This window comes from Nocardia asteroides (genome assembly GCF_900637185.1).
Taxonomy (GTDB): domain Bacteria; phylum Actinomycetota; class Actinomycetes; order Mycobacteriales; family Mycobacteriaceae; genus Nocardia; species Nocardia asteroides.
Genome location: NZ_LR134352.1, coordinates 669467 through 688053 on the forward strand (window position 1 = coordinate 669467; position 18587 = coordinate 688053).

Below are 18587 nucleotides of genomic sequence, written 5' to 3' on the forward strand. Positions count from 1 at the left end.
TGGTGCTCCACATCACAATTCATCGCGGTGGGGAATGATCAACCGCCGCACGGCCTAGATCAGCGAGGCATCCACGTGAGTGCCGCACCGACCGCCACCCCGTCGTCCGGGACCGGCGTCTTCAGCAAGACGCGGGCCCGTATCGCCGCACGGACCCTGCGTACCGATCGATGGTGGCTGCCACCCTTGCTCACCGCGCTCGGGCTGGGCGCCTTCGTCGTGTACGCGACGATCAGATCCTTTGTGCGCACGGCCTATTGGGTGCCGCAGTACCACTATCTGACGCCGTTCTACTCCCCCTGTCTGAGCGATTCCTGCGTGCCGGGCTCGAGCCACTTCGGCACCCCGTTCGGCGAGCTGCCGATGTGGATCCCGCTGGGCTTCGTGGTCCTGCCGTTCCTGCTGGGCTTCCGCCTGACCTGCTACTACTACCGCAAGGCCTACTACCGGTCGGTGTGGTTCTCCCCGCCCGCCTGCGCCGTGGCCGAACCGCACGCGCGCTACACCGGGGAATCGCGGCTGCCGCTGATCATCCAGAACTCGCACCGTTACTTCTTCTACGTCGCGCTGCTGGTCTCGCTGATCAACACCTGGGACGCGATCACCGCATTCCACGGCGAGACCGGCGGATTCGGCTTCGGCCTCGGCAACATCGTGCTCACGGTCAACGTGATCCTGCTGTGGGCCTACACGCTGTCGTGCCACTCGTGCAGGCACATCGCAGGCGGCAGGCTTAAGCACTTCTCCGCCCACCCGGTGCGCTACTGGTACTGGACCCAGGTCTCCAAGCTCAACACCCGCCACATGGCGCTGGCCTGGACCACGCTGGGCACCCTCGTGCTCACCGACTTCTACGTGATGTTGGTTGCCAGCCAGACCATTTCGGACCTGCGGTTCGTCAACTGAATCGCGTCGACTCCAGGAGCTAGTTCGAATGTCAGAAGTGGAACAGCACGACTACGACGTCGTGGTGATCGGGGCGGGCGGCGCGGGTCTGCGCGCGGTGATCGAGGCCCGCGAGCAGGGTCTGTCGGTGGCGGTGGTGTGCAAGTCGCTGTTCGGCAAGGCGCACACCGTGATGGCCGAGGGCGGCTGCGCGGCGTCGATGGGCAATGCCAACGAGAAGGACAACTGGCAGACCCATTTCCGCGACACCATGCGCGGTGGCAAGTTCCTCAACAACTGGCGGATGGCCGAGCTGCACGCCCGCGAAGCCCCCGACCGGGTGTGGGAGCTGGAAACCTATGGCGCGCTGTTCGATCGGACCCCGGACGGCCGGATCAGCCAGCGCAACTTCGGCGGCCACACCTATCCGCGGCTGGCGCACGTCGGCGACCGCACCGGTCTGGAACTCATCCGCACCATGCAGCAGAAGATCGTGTCACTGCAGCAGGAGGACTACGCCGCCACCGGCGACTACGAGGCCAGGATCAAGGTCTTCGCCGAGTGCACCATCACCGAGCTGCTCACCGACGGCGGCCGCATCGCAGGCGCCTTCGGCTACTGGCGCGAGTCGGGCGGGTTCGTGCTGTTCAAGACGCCCGCCGTGGTGCTGGCCACCGGTGGAATCGGCAAGTCCTACAAGGTGACCTCCAATTCCTGGGAGTACACCGGCGACGGGCACGCGCTGGCGCTGCGTTCGGGCGCCACGCTGATCAACATGGAGTTCCTGCAGTTCCATCCCACCGGGATGGTCTGGCCGCCGAGTGTGAAGGGCATCCTCGTCACCGAGGGCGTGCGCGGCGACGGCGGCGTGCTCAAGAACTCCGAGGGCAAGCGGTTCATGTTCGACTACATCCCGCCGGTGTTCAAGGGCCAGTACGCCGAGTCCGAGGCCGAGGCCGATCAGTGGTTGCGCGACAACGACTCCGCGCGCCGCACCCCCGACCTGCTCCCCCGCGACGAGGTCGCCAGGGCGATCAACGAGGAGGTGAAGGCGGGGCGCGGCACCGAGCACGGCGGCGTGTACCTCGACATCGCCTCGCGCATGCCCGCCGACGAGATCGTGCGCAGGCTGCCGTCGATGCACCACCAGTTCAAGGAACTGGCCGACGTCGACATCACGGCCGAGCCGATGGAAGTCGGTCCCACCTGCCACTACGTGATGGGCGGCATCGAGGTCGACCCCGATTCCGGCGCGGCGGTGGTGGCCGGATTGTTCGCCGCCGGTGAGTGTTCCGGCGGCATGCACGGCTCGAACCGGCTCGGCGGCAACTCGCTGTCGGATCTGCTGGTGTTCGGCAGGCGGGCCGGACTCGGCGCCGCGGCCTACGTCAAACAGCTCCCCGACCGGCCGGTCCCGGCCGACGCCGATATCGCGGCAGCAACGAAAACCGCACTGGCGCCGTTCGATCCACCCGCGTCGGGCGAGGGGGAGAACCCCTACACCCTGCACGCCGAACTCCAGCAGACGATGAACGACCTGGTCGGCATCATCCGCAAGGAGCACGAGGTCCGCGAGGCCATCGAGAAGCTGGAACAGCTGCGCGCCAGGTACGCCGCGGTCGCGGTGACCGGCGCGCGCCAGTTCAATCCCGGCTGGCACCTGGCCCTGGACCTGGCCAACATGCTGCTGGTCAGCGAATGCGTGGCGCAGGCCGCGCTGCTGCGCACCGAGAGCCGCGGCGGCCACACCCGCGACGACCATCCGGGCATGAACCCGGACTGGCGCAACAAGCTGCTGGTGTGCGCGATCGACCCGGCCACCGCGCGGCGGCAGGTGCCCGCGGTGACCGTCACCCCGGCCGATCAGCTGCCGATGCGGGACGACCTGCTCGCCCTGTTCGAGCTGACCGAACTCGAGAAGTACTACACCGAGCAGGAATTGGCCGCGCATCCGGCGGCGGGCTCGACCGAGGGAAAGGCGTAACGATGGGGTACGACGCCCGGTTCCGGGTCTGGCGCGGTGATCTCGACGGTGGCGGTCTGGAGGACTTCACCGTGCTGGTCAACGAGGGCGAGGTGGTGCTCGACATCATCCACCGCCTGCAGGCCACCCAGGCGCCCGATCTGGCGGTGCGCTGGAATTGCAAAGCGGGCAAATGCGGTTCGTGCTCGGCGGAGGTGAACGGCAGACCGCGGTTGCTGTGCATGACGCGCATGTCGACGTTCACCCAGGACGAGGTGATCACGGTGACGCCGATGCGCACCTTCCCGATCATCAAGGACCTCGTCACCGACGTCTCGTTCAATTACCAGAAGGCAAGGGAGATTCCGTCGTTCGCGCCGCCGCCGGACCTGGCGCCGGGCGAGTACCGGATGAAACAGGTCGACGTGGAGCGCTCGCAGGAGTTCCGCAAGTGCATCGAGTGTTTCCTGTGCCAGAACACCTGCCACGTGGTCCGCGACCACGAGGACAACAAGCAGGCATTCGCCGGGCCGCGCTATCTGATGCGGATCACCGAATTGGAGATGCATCCGCTCGACACCGGTGACCGGCGGGAGCTGGCTCAGGAGGAGGCGGGCCTGAGCTACTGCAATATCACCAAATGCTGTACCGAGGTCTGCCCGGAACATATCAAGATCACCGACAACGCGCTGATCCCGCTGAAAGAGCGGGTGGTGGACCGTAAATACGATCCGATCGTCTGGCTGGGCAACAAACTGTTCCGGCGGTGACGTGCGGCGCTGTGTGGTCCCGCGGGCGAGACCACACAGCGACCACCACTTACAACACGGCAACCGTCCCTACTGCGACTAGTCCGACCAGTAATCCGATGAACAGCGCGCCGAGAAAAGAGCCGGTGAGCACGTAGATTCCGATCGCGGATACTCCGAAGAGCAATACGACGATCAGGCGCTCCACCCCGTCCTCAGGCGCCAGCCTCCGGTACCGGGGTGGCATCTTCTTCAACCCTCGGTCCATAACCCAGGGATACCCGGCCGTGTCTTGATCCAAACGTGATCAAGGACGATCGAACTCGCCGTCGTGCACGCCCGCGGTGAAGGCGGACCATTCGCTGGGCGTGAAGATCAGCACCGGTCCGCCCGCATTCTTGCCGTCCCGCAGCGCCACGTAACCGTCCGGCAGCATGGCCACCTCGACACTGCTGCCCTCCCCCGCGGCACCGGCGCGCAGCCAGGTGGCGCCGGAGGTGTCGATATCGCGCTTGCTGTTCACCGTGCGCCCAGCGCGCAGGCGAAGGCGCCGCTGTCGATGCTGTCGGTGAAGGCGTCCCAGCTCGGGCCGTCGAAGACCAGGGCGGGGCCGGCCGGGTTCTTGCTGTCGCGTACGCCGACGCGTCCGCCGTAGAGGAACGCCACTTCGACGCAGTCCTTGCCCGCGCCGCTGCGCGTGCTCTTGAACCAGTGTGCGTCGACGAGATCGAAACTCATGCCACATACTCCTTCGCGACCTGCCGCAGCAGGTGTCTACTGGGTTGACAGTCCAGCGCATGACGCTGGAGGCACTCGTGCGCCCGGTCGTACCTTCTGACATCCGCGCGTCGTTCCAGGTAGAGATCGCCGGTGAAGCCTTCGGCGTACACCACCGGTGGTTCGACCGGTTGCCCCTTGCTGTCGGTGCCGAACTCGAGAACCGTGAAAGGTCCGGTGGAGACTCCGAGTGGAACACCGGCGGCAAACGGCAGGATACGCAGTGTCACGTTGCTTCGCGTACTGATGTCGGCAAGGTGTCGCAACTGCGCAGCCATCACCTTTGCATCACCGACGATGCGATGCAATACCGATTCGTGCAAAACCACATCGATCTCGGCGGGTGAATGCTTACGGGTGATCAGCGCTTGTCGCTGCAACCGTAATGCGACGCGTCGATCCAGTTCGTCGACCGAATCCTGGGGATAGCCCAGTTGATTCAGCGCACGCGCGTAGTCGGCGGTCTGCAACAGGCCCAGGACCAATTCGGACTGATAAGCACGTAACCGACGTGCGGATGCCTCCAAACCCACATAGATATCGAAGTTTTCGGGAATGAGGTCACCGTAGGCGTGCCACCAGCTCTTCACCGCCGCCTGTTGCGCCAGTCCGGCCAGCCCTTCGGCGAGATCGTCGGGAATACCGTATATCCGGCACAACTCGTTGATGTCGATCGTCCGGATTCGGTCGGCCTGACCCTTTTCCAGCCGCTGCAGGGTGCTGGCGCCCCATTCCATCAACCGGGCCGCCTCGGCGATGGTGAGCCCGGCCTGCGTGCGCCAGTCGCGCAGATAGCGGCCGAGCTGGCGACGCGGCAGCGTCGAGGACACCCCCGCCGGGGCACCACCCGTTCCGATCGATGCGCTCGTTGCCACAGCCCCGCTCCCTCCTGTGTTCGCAACCCGTCACGACCCACAGCCCCGGCGTGACGGCGGATTTCGTCCACTATGGGGAATCCTGCACTCCCGCTTGGATCCTGTGCTGGGAATTCGCGGGGAAATCTCGGGATCGGCGTGTACACACCGGTAGCCGAGCGGTTGCGTGCTGTCCTTGATCCATGCAATTGAGCGATGTGAACATGCATATTGCCGCTGCACTGCTGGGTTGCGGCACCGATCCGGGCCCGATGGACGCCGAACAGGCGCATGCCGCAATGCAATTGCATCTCGACTGCACCGTCGACGAGTGCCGGGTGCGCAGGCGCGCCCGCACCACCCTGGTCGAGGCCGGACACTGCGTGCTCGAGCAGCGGGCGATCCGCTAGCGGTGCCGATGGTCGGTGATCGGGGTGCGCGGGCCGAACTTCGGTTTGATCGCCTGGCCGCTCAGGGCGAGCAGGCGCACCGCGCGATAGCGGTGTGGCCGTAGCGGTTCCAGATACTCCACCATCGCGTCGTCGTCGATCGGATGACCGAGCAGGCTCCAGCCGACCGTCGCGGCCAGGTGATAGTCGCCGACCGAAAGCGCGTCCGCGTCGCCGAAGGCGCGTTGCGCGGTCTCGGCAACCGTCCAGACACCGATGCCGGGCAGGCTGCGCAACCGGCGCGCGGCCTCCTCTGGGGGCAGCGTGGCCGTGCGCTCGATCGAGTCGGCGACCCTGGCCGCGCGCACGATGGTCTGCGCGCGCTGCGGTCCGACATTGGCCCGGTGGTACTTCCAGGACGGGATGTGCTGCCAGGTGCGCGCGTCGGGCGCGACCATCAGTCCGGCCGGCGCCGGACCGGGCGCCGCGGTGCCGAATTCGCGCACCAGGCTGCGCCAGGCGGCGAACGAGGACTTGGTGTGCACCTTCTGTTCCAGGATCGCGGGCACCAGCGATTCGAATACCAGCCCGGTCCGCAGCATCCGCAGTCCCGGCACCACGCGATGGGCTTCGACCAGCTTGGGATGCTCGGGGGCGAAATCGGCGAGGTCCTCGTCGAGGCACAGCATGCGCTCGAGACCGTCGATGAACTCCGCCGCGCCGGGACCCCAGGCGCTGGCCCGCGCGCCGTCGCGCCCGTCCTGGGCGAGCCGGAAGGTGACGACGCCGGTCGGCATCCGGGAGGCGTGCCAGTGCGCGCCCGTGGCGTCGACGTGATGGCAGGGATCGCCGCCGCCGCGCCGCAGCGGGACGACCGTGAGGCCCACGTCGAACGGCCTGCTCGACCGGACCGTCCTGGACAGCCCGGCCGTCGTCGGCTCGGGGTCGAGGATCTGATCGCGCACCCGACCATTGTGCGCGCCCGCCCCGGCAACGACGTCGATTCGTAATATTCGCCACGTCACGGGCGATATCTCCCCGACCGGCAAACAGTCGGCATCCCGTCGACGCAGGAGGTAACCGATGATCACGAACGCGCTCAACTGGCTGCTGGCGGCTTGGGGAAGCGGGTCCGCGGGCAGCTCGGGTTACCACATCCCGCCGGGAACGCTGCCCCACGGGAGCTGAGCGGGTCCTTCCGCGACATCTGAACCAGGTCGACACCCGGCGCGCCGTGGTTCGGCCGGTCAGGACGGTGTGTCCCGCCTCGGCGCTGGCCCGCTTCGGCCGCTCGCGGTCTCGGCTCCCGCACCGCGCGGTGGTCCGGGGGTTGGATCGAGCAGGTAGGACGCGAGTGGGATGCCTTCGACGGCGGCGAGCTGCGCGGCCTGGGTACGGCAGGAGAACCCGTCGGCCAGGAAGACGGTGCCGGGGTCGGCCGCGCGCAGGGCCGGGAGCAGGGAGTTCTCCGCGACGGCGACCGAGACATCGTAGTGGCCTTTCTGCATGCCGAAGTTCCCGGCCAGCCCGCAGCAGCCGGCGAGTTCCGCGACGGTGACGCCCATCGCGGCGAGCAGTTCACGCTCGGCCGCGAAGCCGCCGACCGCGTGCTGATGACAGTGCGGCTGCACGACGACCGACTCCCCGGTGCGCCGTGGTGGCCGCCAGCCGGGCTGGTCGAGCAGGAATTCGGCCAGGGTCCGCACCGACGCCGCGACCCGACGTGCGCGGGGGTCGTCGGGCAGCAGGTCGGGCAGGTCCGCCCGGAGCGTGGCGGTGCAGGACGGCTCGAGGCCGATGATCACCCCGCCCCGCGTCACGTGCTCGGCGACCGCGTCGAGGGTGGCACGCAGGCGAGCGCGCGCCCCGTCGAGCTGGCCGGTGGTGATCCAGGTCAGGCCGCAGCAGACGCGGGCGGTCGGGATCAGGACCCGGCAGCCGAGTTGTTCGAGGATCGCCGTCGCCGCGAGGGCATTGCCCGGGTCGAAGGTGTCGGTGAACGAGTCGACCCAGAGCATCACCTCGACAGTTTCGACCCGCGCCGGGCCGTCGCCGAGGGCGGTCGGGTTCCGCTCGGTGTGCTGGGGTGGGATCAGGTTTCGGTGGGTGGTTCGCCGCAGGGCGAGGGTCAGCGGTTCGGTGCGCTGGTTGCCGCCGAGTTCTGCCCAGATCCGCCGGAAGGGCGTGGCGGCGAGGGGTGGGGCGTCGCGTCGCGGGTCGATACCGACGGCGCGCATGCCGGTGCGGCGCAGGAAAGGCTGGGCCGCGAGGGTGTTGGCCAGGCGTGGAAAGCGCTGGGCGACAGCGAGCCAGCGGGGGAGCTGCCCCAGGACGTAGTGGTCGAGGGGGCGGCGGCGGCCGAGGTAGCGCCGGTACAGGGCCTCGGATTTGTAGGTGGCCATGTCGACGCCCGCCGGGCAGTCGGATCCACACGCCTTGCAGGACAGGCACAGGTCCAGTGATTCCTCGACGGCCGGTGCGCGCCAGTCGAGTTCGCCGCGCACGACTTCCTGGAGCACGCGGGCGCGGCCCCTGGTGGTGTCCTTCTCGTCGGCGGTCGCCAGGTACGACGGGCACATGAATCCGCCCGCGGCGCGAGTGTCGGCCCGGCACTTGCCGATTCCTACACATCTGTGCACAGCTGTGGACAGATCGCCCCCATCGTGGGGCAGCGCGAAACCGCCCGCCGACGGCAGGGGTCGCAACCCGGCCACGCGGAGATCGGCGTCCACCGGATTCGGCGCGATCAGCACGCCCGGATTGAGCAGGCCGTCGGGATCGAACAGCGCCTTGAAGTCCGCGAAGGCGGCACGGGCGGCGGGGGAGTACATCACCGCCAGCAGTTCGGATCTGGCGCGGCCGTCACCGTGTTCGCCGGACAGCGAGCCACCGTGCCGGACGACGAGTTCGGCGGCGTCGAACAGGAACTCCCGGAATCGCTGCGGCGCGTCGGTGATCGGAAGATCGAGCCGCACGTGGATGCAGCCGTCTCCGATGTGGCCGTACAGCAGGCCGTCGACCTCGTATCGGCCGGTGAGCTGGGCGAATTCGCGCAGGTAGGCGCCCAGCCGCTCGGGCGGGACGGCGGCGTCCTCCCAGCCGGGCCAGGCCGGTGCGCCCTCCGGTGTCCGGCCGGCCAGTCCCGCGCCGTCGGCCCGGATTCGCCAGAGTGCCGCGGTGGCACCGGGATCGGTGACGATGCGGTGATCGTCGGCGTGCGCTTCCCGGCACAGCCGCTCGGCCGCGGCCAGTGCCTCGGCCGGGGTGGCCCCCGCGGTCTCGACGAACAACCAGCCTCGCCCGCGCGGCAGTTCGGGCACGGTGCCACGGTGGGCCCGTACCCGGTCGACCAGGCCCGCGTCGATGCCCTCCACCGCGATCGGCGCGCAGCTCGTCACGGCCGCGACATCGTCTGCCGCCGTCGCGATATCGCGATAGCCGAGCACCGTCAGCACGGTCGCGCCCGGCAGCGGCGTGAGGTCCACTTCGGCCTCGAGCAGCAGCCCGCAGGTGCCCTCGGTGCCGACGAAGGCCTTGGCGATCGACGAACCCCGTTCCGGGAGCAGATGTTCCAGCCCGTAGCCGGAGGCCTGGCGCTCGAATCGGCCGAGTTCGGTGCGCAGCACCGCGAGATTCGCGGTGGTGAACGCGGCCAGGCCGGGCACCGCGGCCGGGTCGGCGCCGAGCACCCGCAGCGTGCCGGTGCCGTCGACGACGCGCAGTTCCCGCACCGTGTCGGAAGTGCGGCCCCAGGCCAGCGCGTGCGGCCCGCAGGCGTTGTTGCCGATCATCCCGCCGAGGGTGCAGCGATCCTGGGTGGACGGGTCGGGACCGAACCGCAACCCGTCGGGCCGCAGCCGTCGTTGCAGCTCGGACAGCACGACACCGGGCCGCACCCGGGCCGTGCGCGCCACCGGATCGACCTGCACCCCGCGCAGGTGCCTGCTGAAATCGACCACGATGCCGGGGCCGACGGCATTGCCCGCCACCGAGGTGCCCGCACCGCGCGCGGTCACCGCCAGGCCGTGCTCGCGCGCGAACAGGACCGTCGCGATCACGTCGTCGTCACGGCGCGGGAACACCACGAGGGTGGGCCGCACCCGGTAGTTGGAGGCGTCGGAGGCGTACTCGGCGCGGCGGCGGACCGACGCGTCCACCGGACAGGCGATCCGGGCCCGCAGGGCGTCGGCGAGCAGCTCCGCATTCCGGTCGGCATCCACCCGACCAGCTTATTTCCCCGTGTTCGCCGTCGGCGGAACCGTGGGCGGGCGGAAAGTATTTGCGATCAACCTTTGTTGAGGTTTTAGTGTCGGTGGGCAGGAGTTCGATGGGTGGGGAGCGAAGAGGAGCAAGCCAGTGAGTATCGAATCGGTGGCCTACAGCCAGATGTACCGGCGGATGAACGCGCCGGAGGAACAGCGGCCGTTCCGCCTCGCCACCGCGCGCCGCATCCTGCGTTTCGCGGAACCACACTGGCGGCGGATCTCGGGATTCCTCGTGCTCAGCGTGCTGGCGGCGGTACTGGGCGTGGCCACGCCGGTGCTGGCGGGCCGGGTCGTCAACGACATCGTCGGCGGTTCCGCGCCGCGCACGGTGGTCCTGCTCGCGCTCGCCATCGCCGGCCTGGCGATCCTGGACGCGGGGCTCGGCATCGTCATCCGCTGGCTCTCGGCCCGGATCGGCGAGGGCCTGATCCTGGACCTGCGCACCGCGGTGTTCGACCACGTGCAGAAGATGCCGGTGGCGTTCTTCACCAGGACCAGGACCGGCGCCCTGGTGAGCAGGCTCAACAGCGATGTCATCGGCGCGCAGCGCGCCTTCAGCGACACCCTGTCCGGCGTGGTCACCAATATCGTCACGCTGGTGCTGACGCTCGCGGTGATGCTCAGCATCTCCTGGCAGATCACCCTGCTGGCGCTGGTGCTGCTGCCCGTCTTCGTCATCCCGGCCCGCCGGGCCGGCAACCGGCTGGCCGCCATGCAGCGCGAGGCCGCCCAGCTCAACGCCGCCATGAGCACCCAGATGACCGAGCGCTTCTCCGCCCCCGGCGCCACCCTGGTGAAGCTGTTCGGCAGGCCGCAGCAGGAGTCCTCGGAGTTCGCGGTGCGCGCCACCCGGGTCCGTGACATCGGCGTCCGCACCGCGATGCTGCAGACCACCTTCGTCACCTCGCTCACCCTGGTCTCCGCGCTGGCCCTGGCCCTGGTCTACGGCCTGGGCGGCTGGTACGCCCTGCAGGGCAGCCTGGACGCCGGCTCGGTCGTCGCGCTGTCGCTGTTGCTGACCCGCCTCTACACCCCGCTCACCGCCCTGGCCAGTGCGCGGCTGGAGATCATGTCCGCGCTGGTGAGCTTCGAGCGCGTGTTCGAGGTGCTGGACCTGAAGCCGCTGATCGAGGACGCGCCCGGCGCGGTCCCGGTCGCCGACGGGCCGGTCGCGGTGGAGCTGGACGCGGTGAACTTCGGGTACCCCTCGGCCGACAAGGTGTCGCTGGCCTCGCTCGAGGACGTCGCCACCCTGGACACCAGGGGCGGGGTCGAGGTGCTGCACGAGGTGTCGCTGCGGGCCGAGCCGGGCCAGCTGATCGCGCTGGTCGGCTCCTCGGGCGCCGGTAAATCCACCATCGCGCAGCTGGTGTCGCGGCTCTACGACGTCGACTCGGGCGCGGTCCGGCTCAACGGCGCCGACGTGCGCGAGCTCACCACCGAGTCCATCCAGCGCACGGTGGGCCTGGTCACCCAGGACGGGCACCTGTTCCACGACACGATCCGCGCGAATCTGCTGCTGGCCCAGCCGGAAGCGACCGAGGAGCAGCTGTGGGACGCGCTGCGCCGGGCCCGGCTCGGCGAACTGGTCGACTCGCTGTCCGACGGTCTGGACACCGTCGTCGGCGAACGCGGCTACCGGCTCTCCGGCGGTGAACGGCAACGCCTCACCATCGCCCGCCTGCTGCTCAAGCAGCCGCGCGTGGTGATCCTCGACGAGGCCACCGCCTCGCTGGACTCCACCTCCGAGGCCGCGGTGCAGGAAGCCCTCACCGAGGCACTGCAGGGCCGGACCGCGCTGGTGATCGCGCACCGGCTCTCCACGATCCGCTCGGCCGACCAGATCGTGGTGCTCGAGCAGGGCCGCATCGTCGAGCGTGGCACCCACGCCGACCTGCTCAACGCCGACGGCCGCTACGCCGAGCTGTACCGCACCCAGTTCGCCGACGAACCGGTGCCGGTCACCAGCGTGGTCTGAGCGGACGGCCGGTGGGCTACAGCGCCGAGCCCACCGGCCGCAACGCGGTGACGATGGCCAGGGTCGGGGCGCGGCCCGCCTCGGTGTGGCCGAGCATCGCGTACTCGGCCAGCCGCTCGTCGCCGGAGCAGATGGCGTCGATGAGGTGGCGGTGTTCGTCGCGCTGCTGTTCGGCGCCGCGCTCGGTGGTCAGGAAGAACAGCCAGGCCATCCGCGCCAGGATGGTCCGCATCAGCTGGGTGAGCAGGCTGTTGCCGGACAGTTCCACGATCGCGCCGTGCAGCCGGGCATTGGTCTCGGCCAGGTGCAGCGGGTCCCGCGAGTCGGTGGCCCGCTGCGCGTCGCGCAGGGCGGCGAGCAGGGGAGCGCTGTCGTGGCCCTGCCGGATGCGGGCGGCGGCCAGCCGGGCGGCCAGCGGCTCCAAGCCGATTCGCACGTCGAACAACTCGTCGACCGCCGTGCGATCCCACGACCGCACCACCGCGCTGCGCCGGGGCAGCGCGCTGACGATGCCGTCGAATTCCAGCAGCGCCAGCGCCTCGCGCACCGGCAGCCGCGAGCTGCCGAGCTCGGCGGCCACCCGCGCCTCGGGTAACTTCTCCCCCTCGCGGTAGCGGCCGGTGATGATGGCGCGCCGCAGCTCGTCGTAGATCCGCCGGGTCTGGGAGGTGTCGTCGACGAGGTCGACCTGCCGATGTTGGTCTCGGGCCACCCGGCCAGTCTACGAATACCGCTGCGGCGGACCGGTGTTCAGAACTCGCCCGCGACCCCGACCACGGTGCGACCGGAGTGGGTGCCGTCCTTGATCGACTGCAGCACCGTGCCCACCTCGGCGATCGGGGTGAACGACTCGATCGTCGAAAGATGCTGGGGACGCAGCTCTTTGCCCAGCGCGGTCCACAGCGCGCGGCGCTTCTCGATCGGCAGGAACACCGAGTCGATGCCGATCAGGCTCACCCCGCGCAGGATGAACGGCAGCACGGTGGCGGGCAGCTCCGCGCCGCCGGTCAGTCCGCTGGCCGCGACGGCGCCGCCGTAGCCGATGGAGCTCAGGACGTGGGCCAGCGAGGCGCCGCCGACGCTGTCGACCGCCGCGGCCCAGATCGCCTTGTTGAGCGGGCGCGGTTTGGCGTCGGGATCGAGCGGGAGCCTGCCGATGACCTCGTTGGCGCCGAGTTCGGCGAGCAGGTCGTTCGAGCCGGTCTTGCCGGTCGAGGCGATCACCTCGAAGCCCAGGCCGGACAGGATGTCGATGGCGACGGTGCCGACGCCGCCGGTCGCGCCGGTGACCAGCACCGCGCCGTCGTCGGGGGTGAGGCCGCGGTCGAGCAGGGCCTGCACGCTCATGGCGGCGGTGAAGCCCGCGGTGCCGATGGTGGCGGCGTCGCGAGTGTCGAGGCCGTCCAGGCGCACCACCCATTCGGCGGGCACCCTGGCGTATTCGGCGAAGCCGCCGTTGCGGGACACACCCAGCTCGTAGCCGTGCGCGATCACCTGGTCGCCGGGGGCGAAATCGTCGACCTCGGACGCGACCACCTCACCGGTGAGGTCGATACCGGGCACGATCGGGTAGTTCCGCACCACGCCGCCACGCGGGGTGATCGCCAGCAGATCCTTGTAGTTGGCGCTCGAATAGTGGACTTTGATCGTCACCTCGCCGGTGCCGAGGAAATCCTCCCCGACCTGCTCGCGAGCGAGCACGATCCCACCGTCGTCTTCCCGGGCAACCATCGCGGAGTAATCCATCGCCCGAGCATACGAGGCGAACCGTGTCCGCGCGTGGACCAATCGTTCCTGATCAACCGTCCTGATCGGGCGGGAGCAGTTCCAGGCGGACGCCGAGCAGGCGGATGGGCCGGTCCAGTTCGAAGCGGTCGACGATGGCCAGCGCGGTCTCGACGATGGTGGCGATGTCGGTGGTCGGGCGGGGGAGTTTCTGCTGCTTGCTGCGGGTGTAAAAGGTCTTGGTGCGGACGGTGACCGCTACGCGGGTGCTGATCCGCCGGTGCGCGAGCATCTCCTCGGCGACCTCGGTGGCCAGCCGCGCGACCTCGCGGCGGATCTCGGCGGGGTCGGTGAGATCGTGCGGGAAGGTCTCGGACTTGCTGCGGCCCACCGGGATCCGCGGAGTGGTGGAGAGCTCGGTGTCGCCTTTGCCGTGACCGAGGACGCGCAGGTAAGGACCGGTGTTGGGCCCGAATTCCGCGGCCAGGCGGCGGGGGTCGGCGGCCATCAGGTCGGCGACGGTGCCGATGCCGAGTTCGGCCAGGCGCTTGGCGATCCGGGCGCCGACACCCCACAGCGCGTCGGTGGGGCGGTGGCCCATGAGCTCGGTCCAATTCGAGGCGGTGAGCTCGAAGACGCCCGCGGCGGCGCCCGGGTCGTGCTCGGGTTCGGCGGAGGTCTTGCCGGTCGACTTGGCGAAGCCGGTGGCCAGCTTGGCGGTGAGCTTGTTGTCGCCGATGCCGACCGAGCAGGTGAGCCCGAGTTCGCGCACAGCGGCGCGGATTTCGCCCGCGAGCCGCCACGGATCGCCGTCGGTGGCGACGAACGCCTCGTCCATCCCCCACACCTCGACCGGGCCGGCGACCCGGCCCAGCGTCGCCATGATCTCGTCGGAGGCGACTTCGTAGGCGGCCATGTCGACCGGCAGGAAGACGCCGTCGGGGCATTTGCGCTGGGCTTGCTTGAGCGGCATGCCGGCGCGCACGCCGAAGGCCCTGGCCGGATAGGACGCGCAGGTGACGACCTTGCGCGGCTGCGCCGGATCGCCCTCCCCGCCGACGATCACCGGCTGTCCGCGCAGCTCAGGGCGGCGCCGGAATTCCACCGCCGCCTGAAACTGGTCGAGATCGACGTGCAGCAGCCACTGGGGCACGGTTGCAGTATCGCCGCAGGTACCGACAAACCGCCGCAACCCAGCGTCGGCCGCGTGGCACTCCGAGTGCTGTCCGCTTCGACCGGATGGCAATATCCGTAGCGCGCCAACCGATGTCACGACCGAGCTCGAAGAACGGAACACCCGATGCCGACCGAAGCCACCACCCTCGACCTCGACCTGGCCCGCCAGGTACTCGCCGCGCAACCGTTCGCGCGCCTCGTCGGCACCGAACTCACCGAGTTCGGCGACGGCGCGGCGACCCTGGTGATCGAGATCCAGCCCGAACACGGGCAGCAGTTCGGCTTCGTGCACGGTGGCGTGCTGGCCTACGCCGCCGACAACGCGCTCACCTTCGCCGCGGGCACCGTGCTCGGCCCCAATGTCCTCACCGGCGGCTTCACCATCACCTACCTGCGGCCCGCTCAGGGCGAGCGCCTGCGCGTGCACGCCACCGTCCTGGGCGCCACCCGCCGCCAGGCCGTCACCCACTGCGACGTCTACGCCGAGATCGAGGGCGAGGAACCCGTCCTGTGCGCCGTCGCCCAGGGCACCACCCGCCGCGTCGAGAAGGACCTGGAGAAGGTCGCCGAAGCCGCGGACGAGGACACCGACGACGAATTCGACGACGACGACCAGGACGACTACGCCACCGACGAACTCACCGTCATCACCCCCGACCACCTCAAAGCCGCCGCCCTGCCCCCAACCGTCAGCCGATAGCGGCGGAAAAGTGCCCCATACCTCGTGTATTACAAATTGCGATACACTCGGAGGTATGGGTGCACTCAATGTTCGAACCGACGAGGCGATGGAAAAGGCGCTGAACATCCTGACCAGCGACGGCCGTTCCCGATCCGAGGCCGTCCGCTACGCACTGCTGCGCGCCTACAAGGAGCTGCTGCTCGAACAGGCGACCGCCGATGCGGAGCGGCTGGAGAAGGACGCGGACGATCGCGCGGAGATGCTGGCGATCCAGCGGTTCATGGGCGTCGCCGAGTGATCTTCCGTGGCGCGATATACGAGATCAAAGCGATCCCAGGTAGCCGCGGCCACGAACAGCGCGGACATCGGTACTGCGTCATCATCCAATCCGACCGGTTCCCGGCCAGCACGGTCATCGTCGCGATGACCTCGACCGGCGCGGGCGCCGCGATCTATCGCCCGGAGATCGAATTCGACGGGACGAAAACCAGAATCCTCACCGACCAGATCTTCACCATCGCCCCGGAGCGACTGGGCGAATTCAAAGGCTCGCTCGGCGGCACCGAGCTCGCCGACCTCGATCGGGCCCTGATGCTGAAACTCGGCCTGTTCTGAGCGCCGAAAGGGCGGTGCACAACTCGTGTGCACCGCCCTGGTTCTCGGTGGATCAGGCGCTGACGGCGAAGGGGGTGTCGGCGGCTGGTTCGGCGATGGGTTCGATGGCGTAGGCCAGGATGTCGGCGACGTCGGCGACGGGGCGGACATCCAGGGCGGCCAGCACCTCGGCGGGGACCTCGTCGAGGTCCGGTTCGTTGCGGGCCGGGATGAAGACGGTCTTCAGGCCGGCGCGCTGGGCGGCGAGCAGCTTCTGCTTCACGCCGCCGATCGGCAGGACGCGGCCGTTCAGCGTGACCTCGCCGGTCATGCCGACATCACCGCGCACCTGACGGCCCAGTGCCAGCGACACCAGAGCGGTCACCATGGTGACGCCCGCCGACGGTCCGTCCTTGGGCACCGCACCCGCCGGGAAGTGGATGTGGATGTTGCGGTCCAGGACCTTCGGCTCGATGCCGATCTCCTCCAGGTGCGAGCGCACGTAGGTGAGCGCGATCTGCGCCGACTCCTTCATGACGTCACCCAGCTGACCGGTCAGGGTCAGCGACCGCTCGCCCTCGGCGGCATTGGCCTCGATGTAGAGGACATCGCCACCGGCACCGGTGACCGCCAAGCCCGTCGCCACGCCGGGGACCGAGGTGCGTTCCACCGAGTCCGGCGTGAAGCGGGGACGGCCGAGGTAGTCGGTCAGGTTGCCGACGTCGACGGTCAGGTTCGCGTCCCCGTTGTCGTAGCCGAGCGCCGGGTCGTAGCCGAGGCCGATGTCGACGACCTTCGCGCCGTCGACCGCGCCGGACAGCTTCGTCGCCGCCTTGCGCAGCGCCTTGGCCACCAGCCGCTCCATCTGGCGCACACCCGCCTCCCGGGTGTAGTTCGCCGCGATCTCGCGCAGGGCCGCGTCGGTGACGGTGACCTCCTCGGCGGTCAGCGCGTTGCGTTCCAGCTGCCGGGGCACCAGGAAGTCGCGGGCGATGGCCACCTTGTCGGCCTCGGTGTAACCGTCGACGGTGATGAGCTCCATCCGGTCCAGCAGCGGGCCGGGGATGGTGTCCATGACGTTGGCGGTCGCGATGAACAGCACGTTCGACAGGTCGAGATCCAGGTCCAGGTAGTGATCGCGGAAGGTGTGGTTCTGCGCGGGATCGAGGACCTCGAGCAGCGCCGCCGCGGGGTCACCGCGGAAGTCGGAGCCCACCTTGTCGATCTCGTCCAGCAGCACGACCGGGTTCATCGAACCGGCCTCCTTCACCGCGCGCACGATCCGGCCGGGCAGCGCGCCGACATAGGTGCGCCGGTGGCCACGGATCTCGGCCTCGTCGCGCACGCCGCCGAGGGCGACGCGAACGAACTTGCGGCCCAGGGCCTTCGCGACCGACTCACCCAGCGAGGTCTTGCCGACACCGGGCGGACCCACCAGCACCATCACGGCGCCGGAGCCACGCCCGCCGACGACCTCGAGTCCCCGCGCGGCGCGCCGGGAGCGCACCGCCAGGTACTCGACCATGCGGTCCTTGACCTCGTCCAGGCCGTGGTGGTCGGCGTCGAGCACAGCGCGGGCGGCCGAGACATCGCTGTTGTCCTCGGTTTTCACCGTCCACGGCAGGTCGAGCACGGTGTCGAGCCAGGTGCGGATCCAGCCCGATTCCGGGCTCTGATCGCTGGCCCGCTCCAGCCTGCCCACCTCGCGCAGCGCCTCGGCGCGCACGTTCTCGGGCAGGTCGGCGGTCTCCACGCGGGTGCGGTAGTCGTCGGCGCCGTCGGGTTCGTCCTCGCCGAGTTCCTTGCGGATGGCGTTGAGCTGCTGGCGCAGCAGGAACTCGCGCTGACTCTTCTCCATGCCCTCGCGGACATCCTCGGAGATCTTCTCGGTGACCTCGACCTCGGCGATGTGGTCCTTGATCCACTCGATCTGCTTGGTCAGCCGGGCGGCGACGTCCGGGGTCTCCAGCAGTTCGCGCTTCTGGTCGTCGGACAGGTACGGCGCGTAACCGGCCGTGTCGGCGATGGCGTCGGGCTTGTCGAGCTGGTTGACGATGTCGATGATCTGCCAGGCCTCGCGGCGCTGCAGCACGGCGACGACCAGTTTCTTGTATTCGGCGGCCAGTTCGACGGTGCGCTCGTCGGGCGCGACCTCGTCGACCGGTTCGGCCTCCACCCACAGGGCGGCGCCGGGGCCGGTGACGCCGTGCCCGATGCGGGCCCTGCGCTCGGCCTTCAGGACGGCGGCCGGCGCACCGCCGCGCATCCGCCCGACCTGCTCGATCGAGGCGACGACGCCGTAGGAGGCGTAGCCCTCGTCGAGCCGGGGGGCGATGAGCACGGCGCCGGTCTTCCCGGCCTGCGCGGCGTCGATGGCGGCCTGCGCGGACTCGTCCAGTTCGATGGGCACGACCATGCCCGGCAGCACGATCGGATCGGTGAGGAACAGCACCGGCAGGTTCTGAGCTGTAGTCATGACGACCCTTCCAAAGTTGAGCTTTGCTGACTCAACCCAGGTCGGTGATCGTTTGTTCCTGCCGGTGCCGCGGT

The 18587-nt window shown here is 69.2% G+C and carries 16 protein-coding genes and 1 pseudogene; 8 read left to right on the forward strand and 9 right to left on the reverse strand.

The window, feature by feature from the left end:
- The first annotated feature begins 75 nt into the window (after nucleotides 1–75).
- The 3 genes from EL493_RS03305 to EL493_RS03315 are packed head-to-tail and all read left to right on the forward strand — an operon-like array spanning nucleotide 76 to nucleotide 3618.
- Nucleotides 76–906: a hypothetical protein gene (locus EL493_RS03305; RefSeq protein ID WP_022565956.1), complete on the forward strand. Its 831-nt coding sequence runs from the start codon at nucleotides 76–78 to the stop codon at nucleotides 904–906.
- Nucleotides 907–934: 28 nt separating this feature from the next.
- On the forward strand, nucleotides 935–2869 hold the full coding sequence (locus EL493_RS03310) for a fumarate reductase/succinate dehydrogenase flavoprotein subunit (RefSeq protein ID WP_022565955.1): 1935 nt from the start codon (nucleotides 935–937) through the stop codon (nucleotides 2867–2869).
- Between the two features lie 2 nt (nucleotides 2870–2871).
- A complete protein-coding gene (locus tag EL493_RS03315; RefSeq protein WP_019050036.1) occupies nucleotides 2872–3618 on the forward strand; it encodes a succinate dehydrogenase/fumarate reductase iron-sulfur subunit in 747 nt (248 codons plus the stop codon).
- A 286-nt stretch (nucleotides 3619–3904) separates the two neighbouring features.
- On the opposite strand, the gene EL493_RS03325 is transcribed toward EL493_RS03315, so the two are convergent.
- From EL493_RS03325 to EL493_RS03335, 3 genes are read right to left on the reverse strand one after another with little or no spacing between them, the layout of a single operon-like run.
- On the reverse strand, nucleotides 3905–4120 hold the full coding sequence (locus EL493_RS03325) for a DUF397 domain-containing protein (protein ID WP_019050038.1): 216 nt from the start codon (nucleotides 4118–4120) through the stop codon (nucleotides 3905–3907).
- On the reverse strand, nucleotides 4117–4335 hold the full coding sequence (locus EL493_RS03330; protein ID WP_019050039.1) for a DUF397 domain-containing protein: 219 nt from the start codon (nucleotides 4333–4335) through the stop codon (nucleotides 4117–4119). Before EL493_RS03330 ends, EL493_RS03325 begins: the two co-directional genes overlap by 4 nt.
- Nucleotides 4332–5249 carry a helix-turn-helix domain-containing protein gene (locus tag EL493_RS03335; protein WP_198040870.1) on the reverse strand — a complete coding sequence of 306 codons (918 nt, stop codon included), beginning with the start codon at nucleotides 5247–5249 and terminating at the stop codon, nucleotides 4332–4334. Before EL493_RS03335 ends, EL493_RS03330 begins: the two co-directional genes overlap by 4 nt.
- Before the next feature lie 182 nt (nucleotides 5250–5431).
- Here EL493_RS03335 and EL493_RS03340 point away from each other — a divergent pair, with 182 nt between their 5' ends.
- Nucleotides 5432–5638, forward strand: coding sequence for a hypothetical protein (locus EL493_RS03340; RefSeq protein WP_022565953.1), 207 nt, complete (start codon nucleotides 5432–5434; stop codon nucleotides 5636–5638).
- Here the strand turns inward: EL493_RS03340 and EL493_RS03345 are convergent.
- Nucleotides 5635–6582 (reverse strand): DNA-3-methyladenine glycosylase family protein, encoded by a 948-nt coding sequence (locus EL493_RS03345; protein ID WP_019050042.1) that lies wholly within the window; start codon nucleotides 6580–6582, stop codon nucleotides 5635–5637. The genes EL493_RS03340 and EL493_RS03345 overlap by 4 nt on opposite strands.
- Nucleotides 6583–6864: 282 nt before the next feature.
- Entirely contained in the window at nucleotides 6865–9837 is a 2973-nt protein-coding gene (locus EL493_RS03350) for an FAD-binding and (Fe-S)-binding domain-containing protein (protein ID WP_019050043.1), read from the reverse strand.
- Between the two features lie 136 nt (nucleotides 9838–9973).
- Between EL493_RS03350 and EL493_RS03355 the strand changes: the two genes are divergently transcribed.
- Entirely contained in the window at nucleotides 9974–11860 is a 1887-nt protein-coding gene (locus tag EL493_RS03355) for an ABC transporter ATP-binding protein (protein WP_019050044.1), read from the forward strand.
- A 16-nt stretch (nucleotides 11861–11876) separates the two neighbouring features.
- On the opposite strand, the gene EL493_RS03360 is transcribed toward EL493_RS03355, so the two are convergent.
- The 3 genes from EL493_RS03360 to EL493_RS03370 are packed head-to-tail and all read right to left on the reverse strand — an operon-like array spanning nucleotide 11877 to nucleotide 14738.
- Entirely contained in the window at nucleotides 11877–12572 is a 696-nt protein-coding gene (locus tag EL493_RS03360; protein ID WP_019050045.1) for a GntR family transcriptional regulator, read from the reverse strand.
- 38 nt (nucleotides 12573–12610) lie between these two features.
- Complete coding sequence (locus EL493_RS03365) at nucleotides 12611–13606, reverse strand: acrylyl-CoA reductase family protein (protein ID WP_019050046.1); 996 nt, start codon at nucleotides 13604–13606, stop codon at nucleotides 12611–12613.
- A 52-nt stretch (nucleotides 13607–13658) separates the two neighbouring features.
- Entirely contained in the window at nucleotides 13659–14738 is a 1080-nt protein-coding gene (locus EL493_RS03370; RefSeq protein ID WP_019050047.1) for a DNA polymerase IV, read from the reverse strand.
- 147 nt (nucleotides 14739–14885) lie between these two features.
- Here EL493_RS03370 and EL493_RS03375 point away from each other — a divergent pair.
- From EL493_RS03375 to EL493_RS03385, 3 genes and pseudogenes are all read left to right on the forward strand, one after another.
- Nucleotides 14886–15293 (forward strand): annotated as a pseudogene (locus tag EL493_RS03375) (PaaI family thioesterase); the annotation flags it as partial.
- A 223-nt stretch (nucleotides 15294–15516) separates the two neighbouring features.
- On the forward strand, nucleotides 15517–15741 hold the full coding sequence (locus EL493_RS03380; protein WP_022565951.1) for a hypothetical protein: 225 nt from the start codon (nucleotides 15517–15519) through the stop codon (nucleotides 15739–15741).
- Nucleotides 15738–16058: a type II toxin-antitoxin system PemK/MazF family toxin gene (locus EL493_RS03385; protein ID WP_019050050.1), complete on the forward strand. Its 321-nt coding sequence runs from the start codon at nucleotides 15738–15740 to the stop codon at nucleotides 16056–16058. Before EL493_RS03380 ends, EL493_RS03385 begins: the two co-directional genes overlap by 4 nt.
- A 52-nt stretch (nucleotides 16059–16110) precedes the next feature.
- Here EL493_RS03385 and lon read toward each other — a convergent pair whose 3' ends face one another.
- Nucleotides 16111–18513, reverse strand: a complete 2403-nt coding sequence (lon, locus tag EL493_RS03390) for an endopeptidase La (RefSeq protein ID WP_022565950.1) — start codon at nucleotides 18511–18513, stop codon at nucleotides 16111–16113.
- Between the last annotated feature and the right edge of the window lie 74 nt (nucleotides 18514–18587).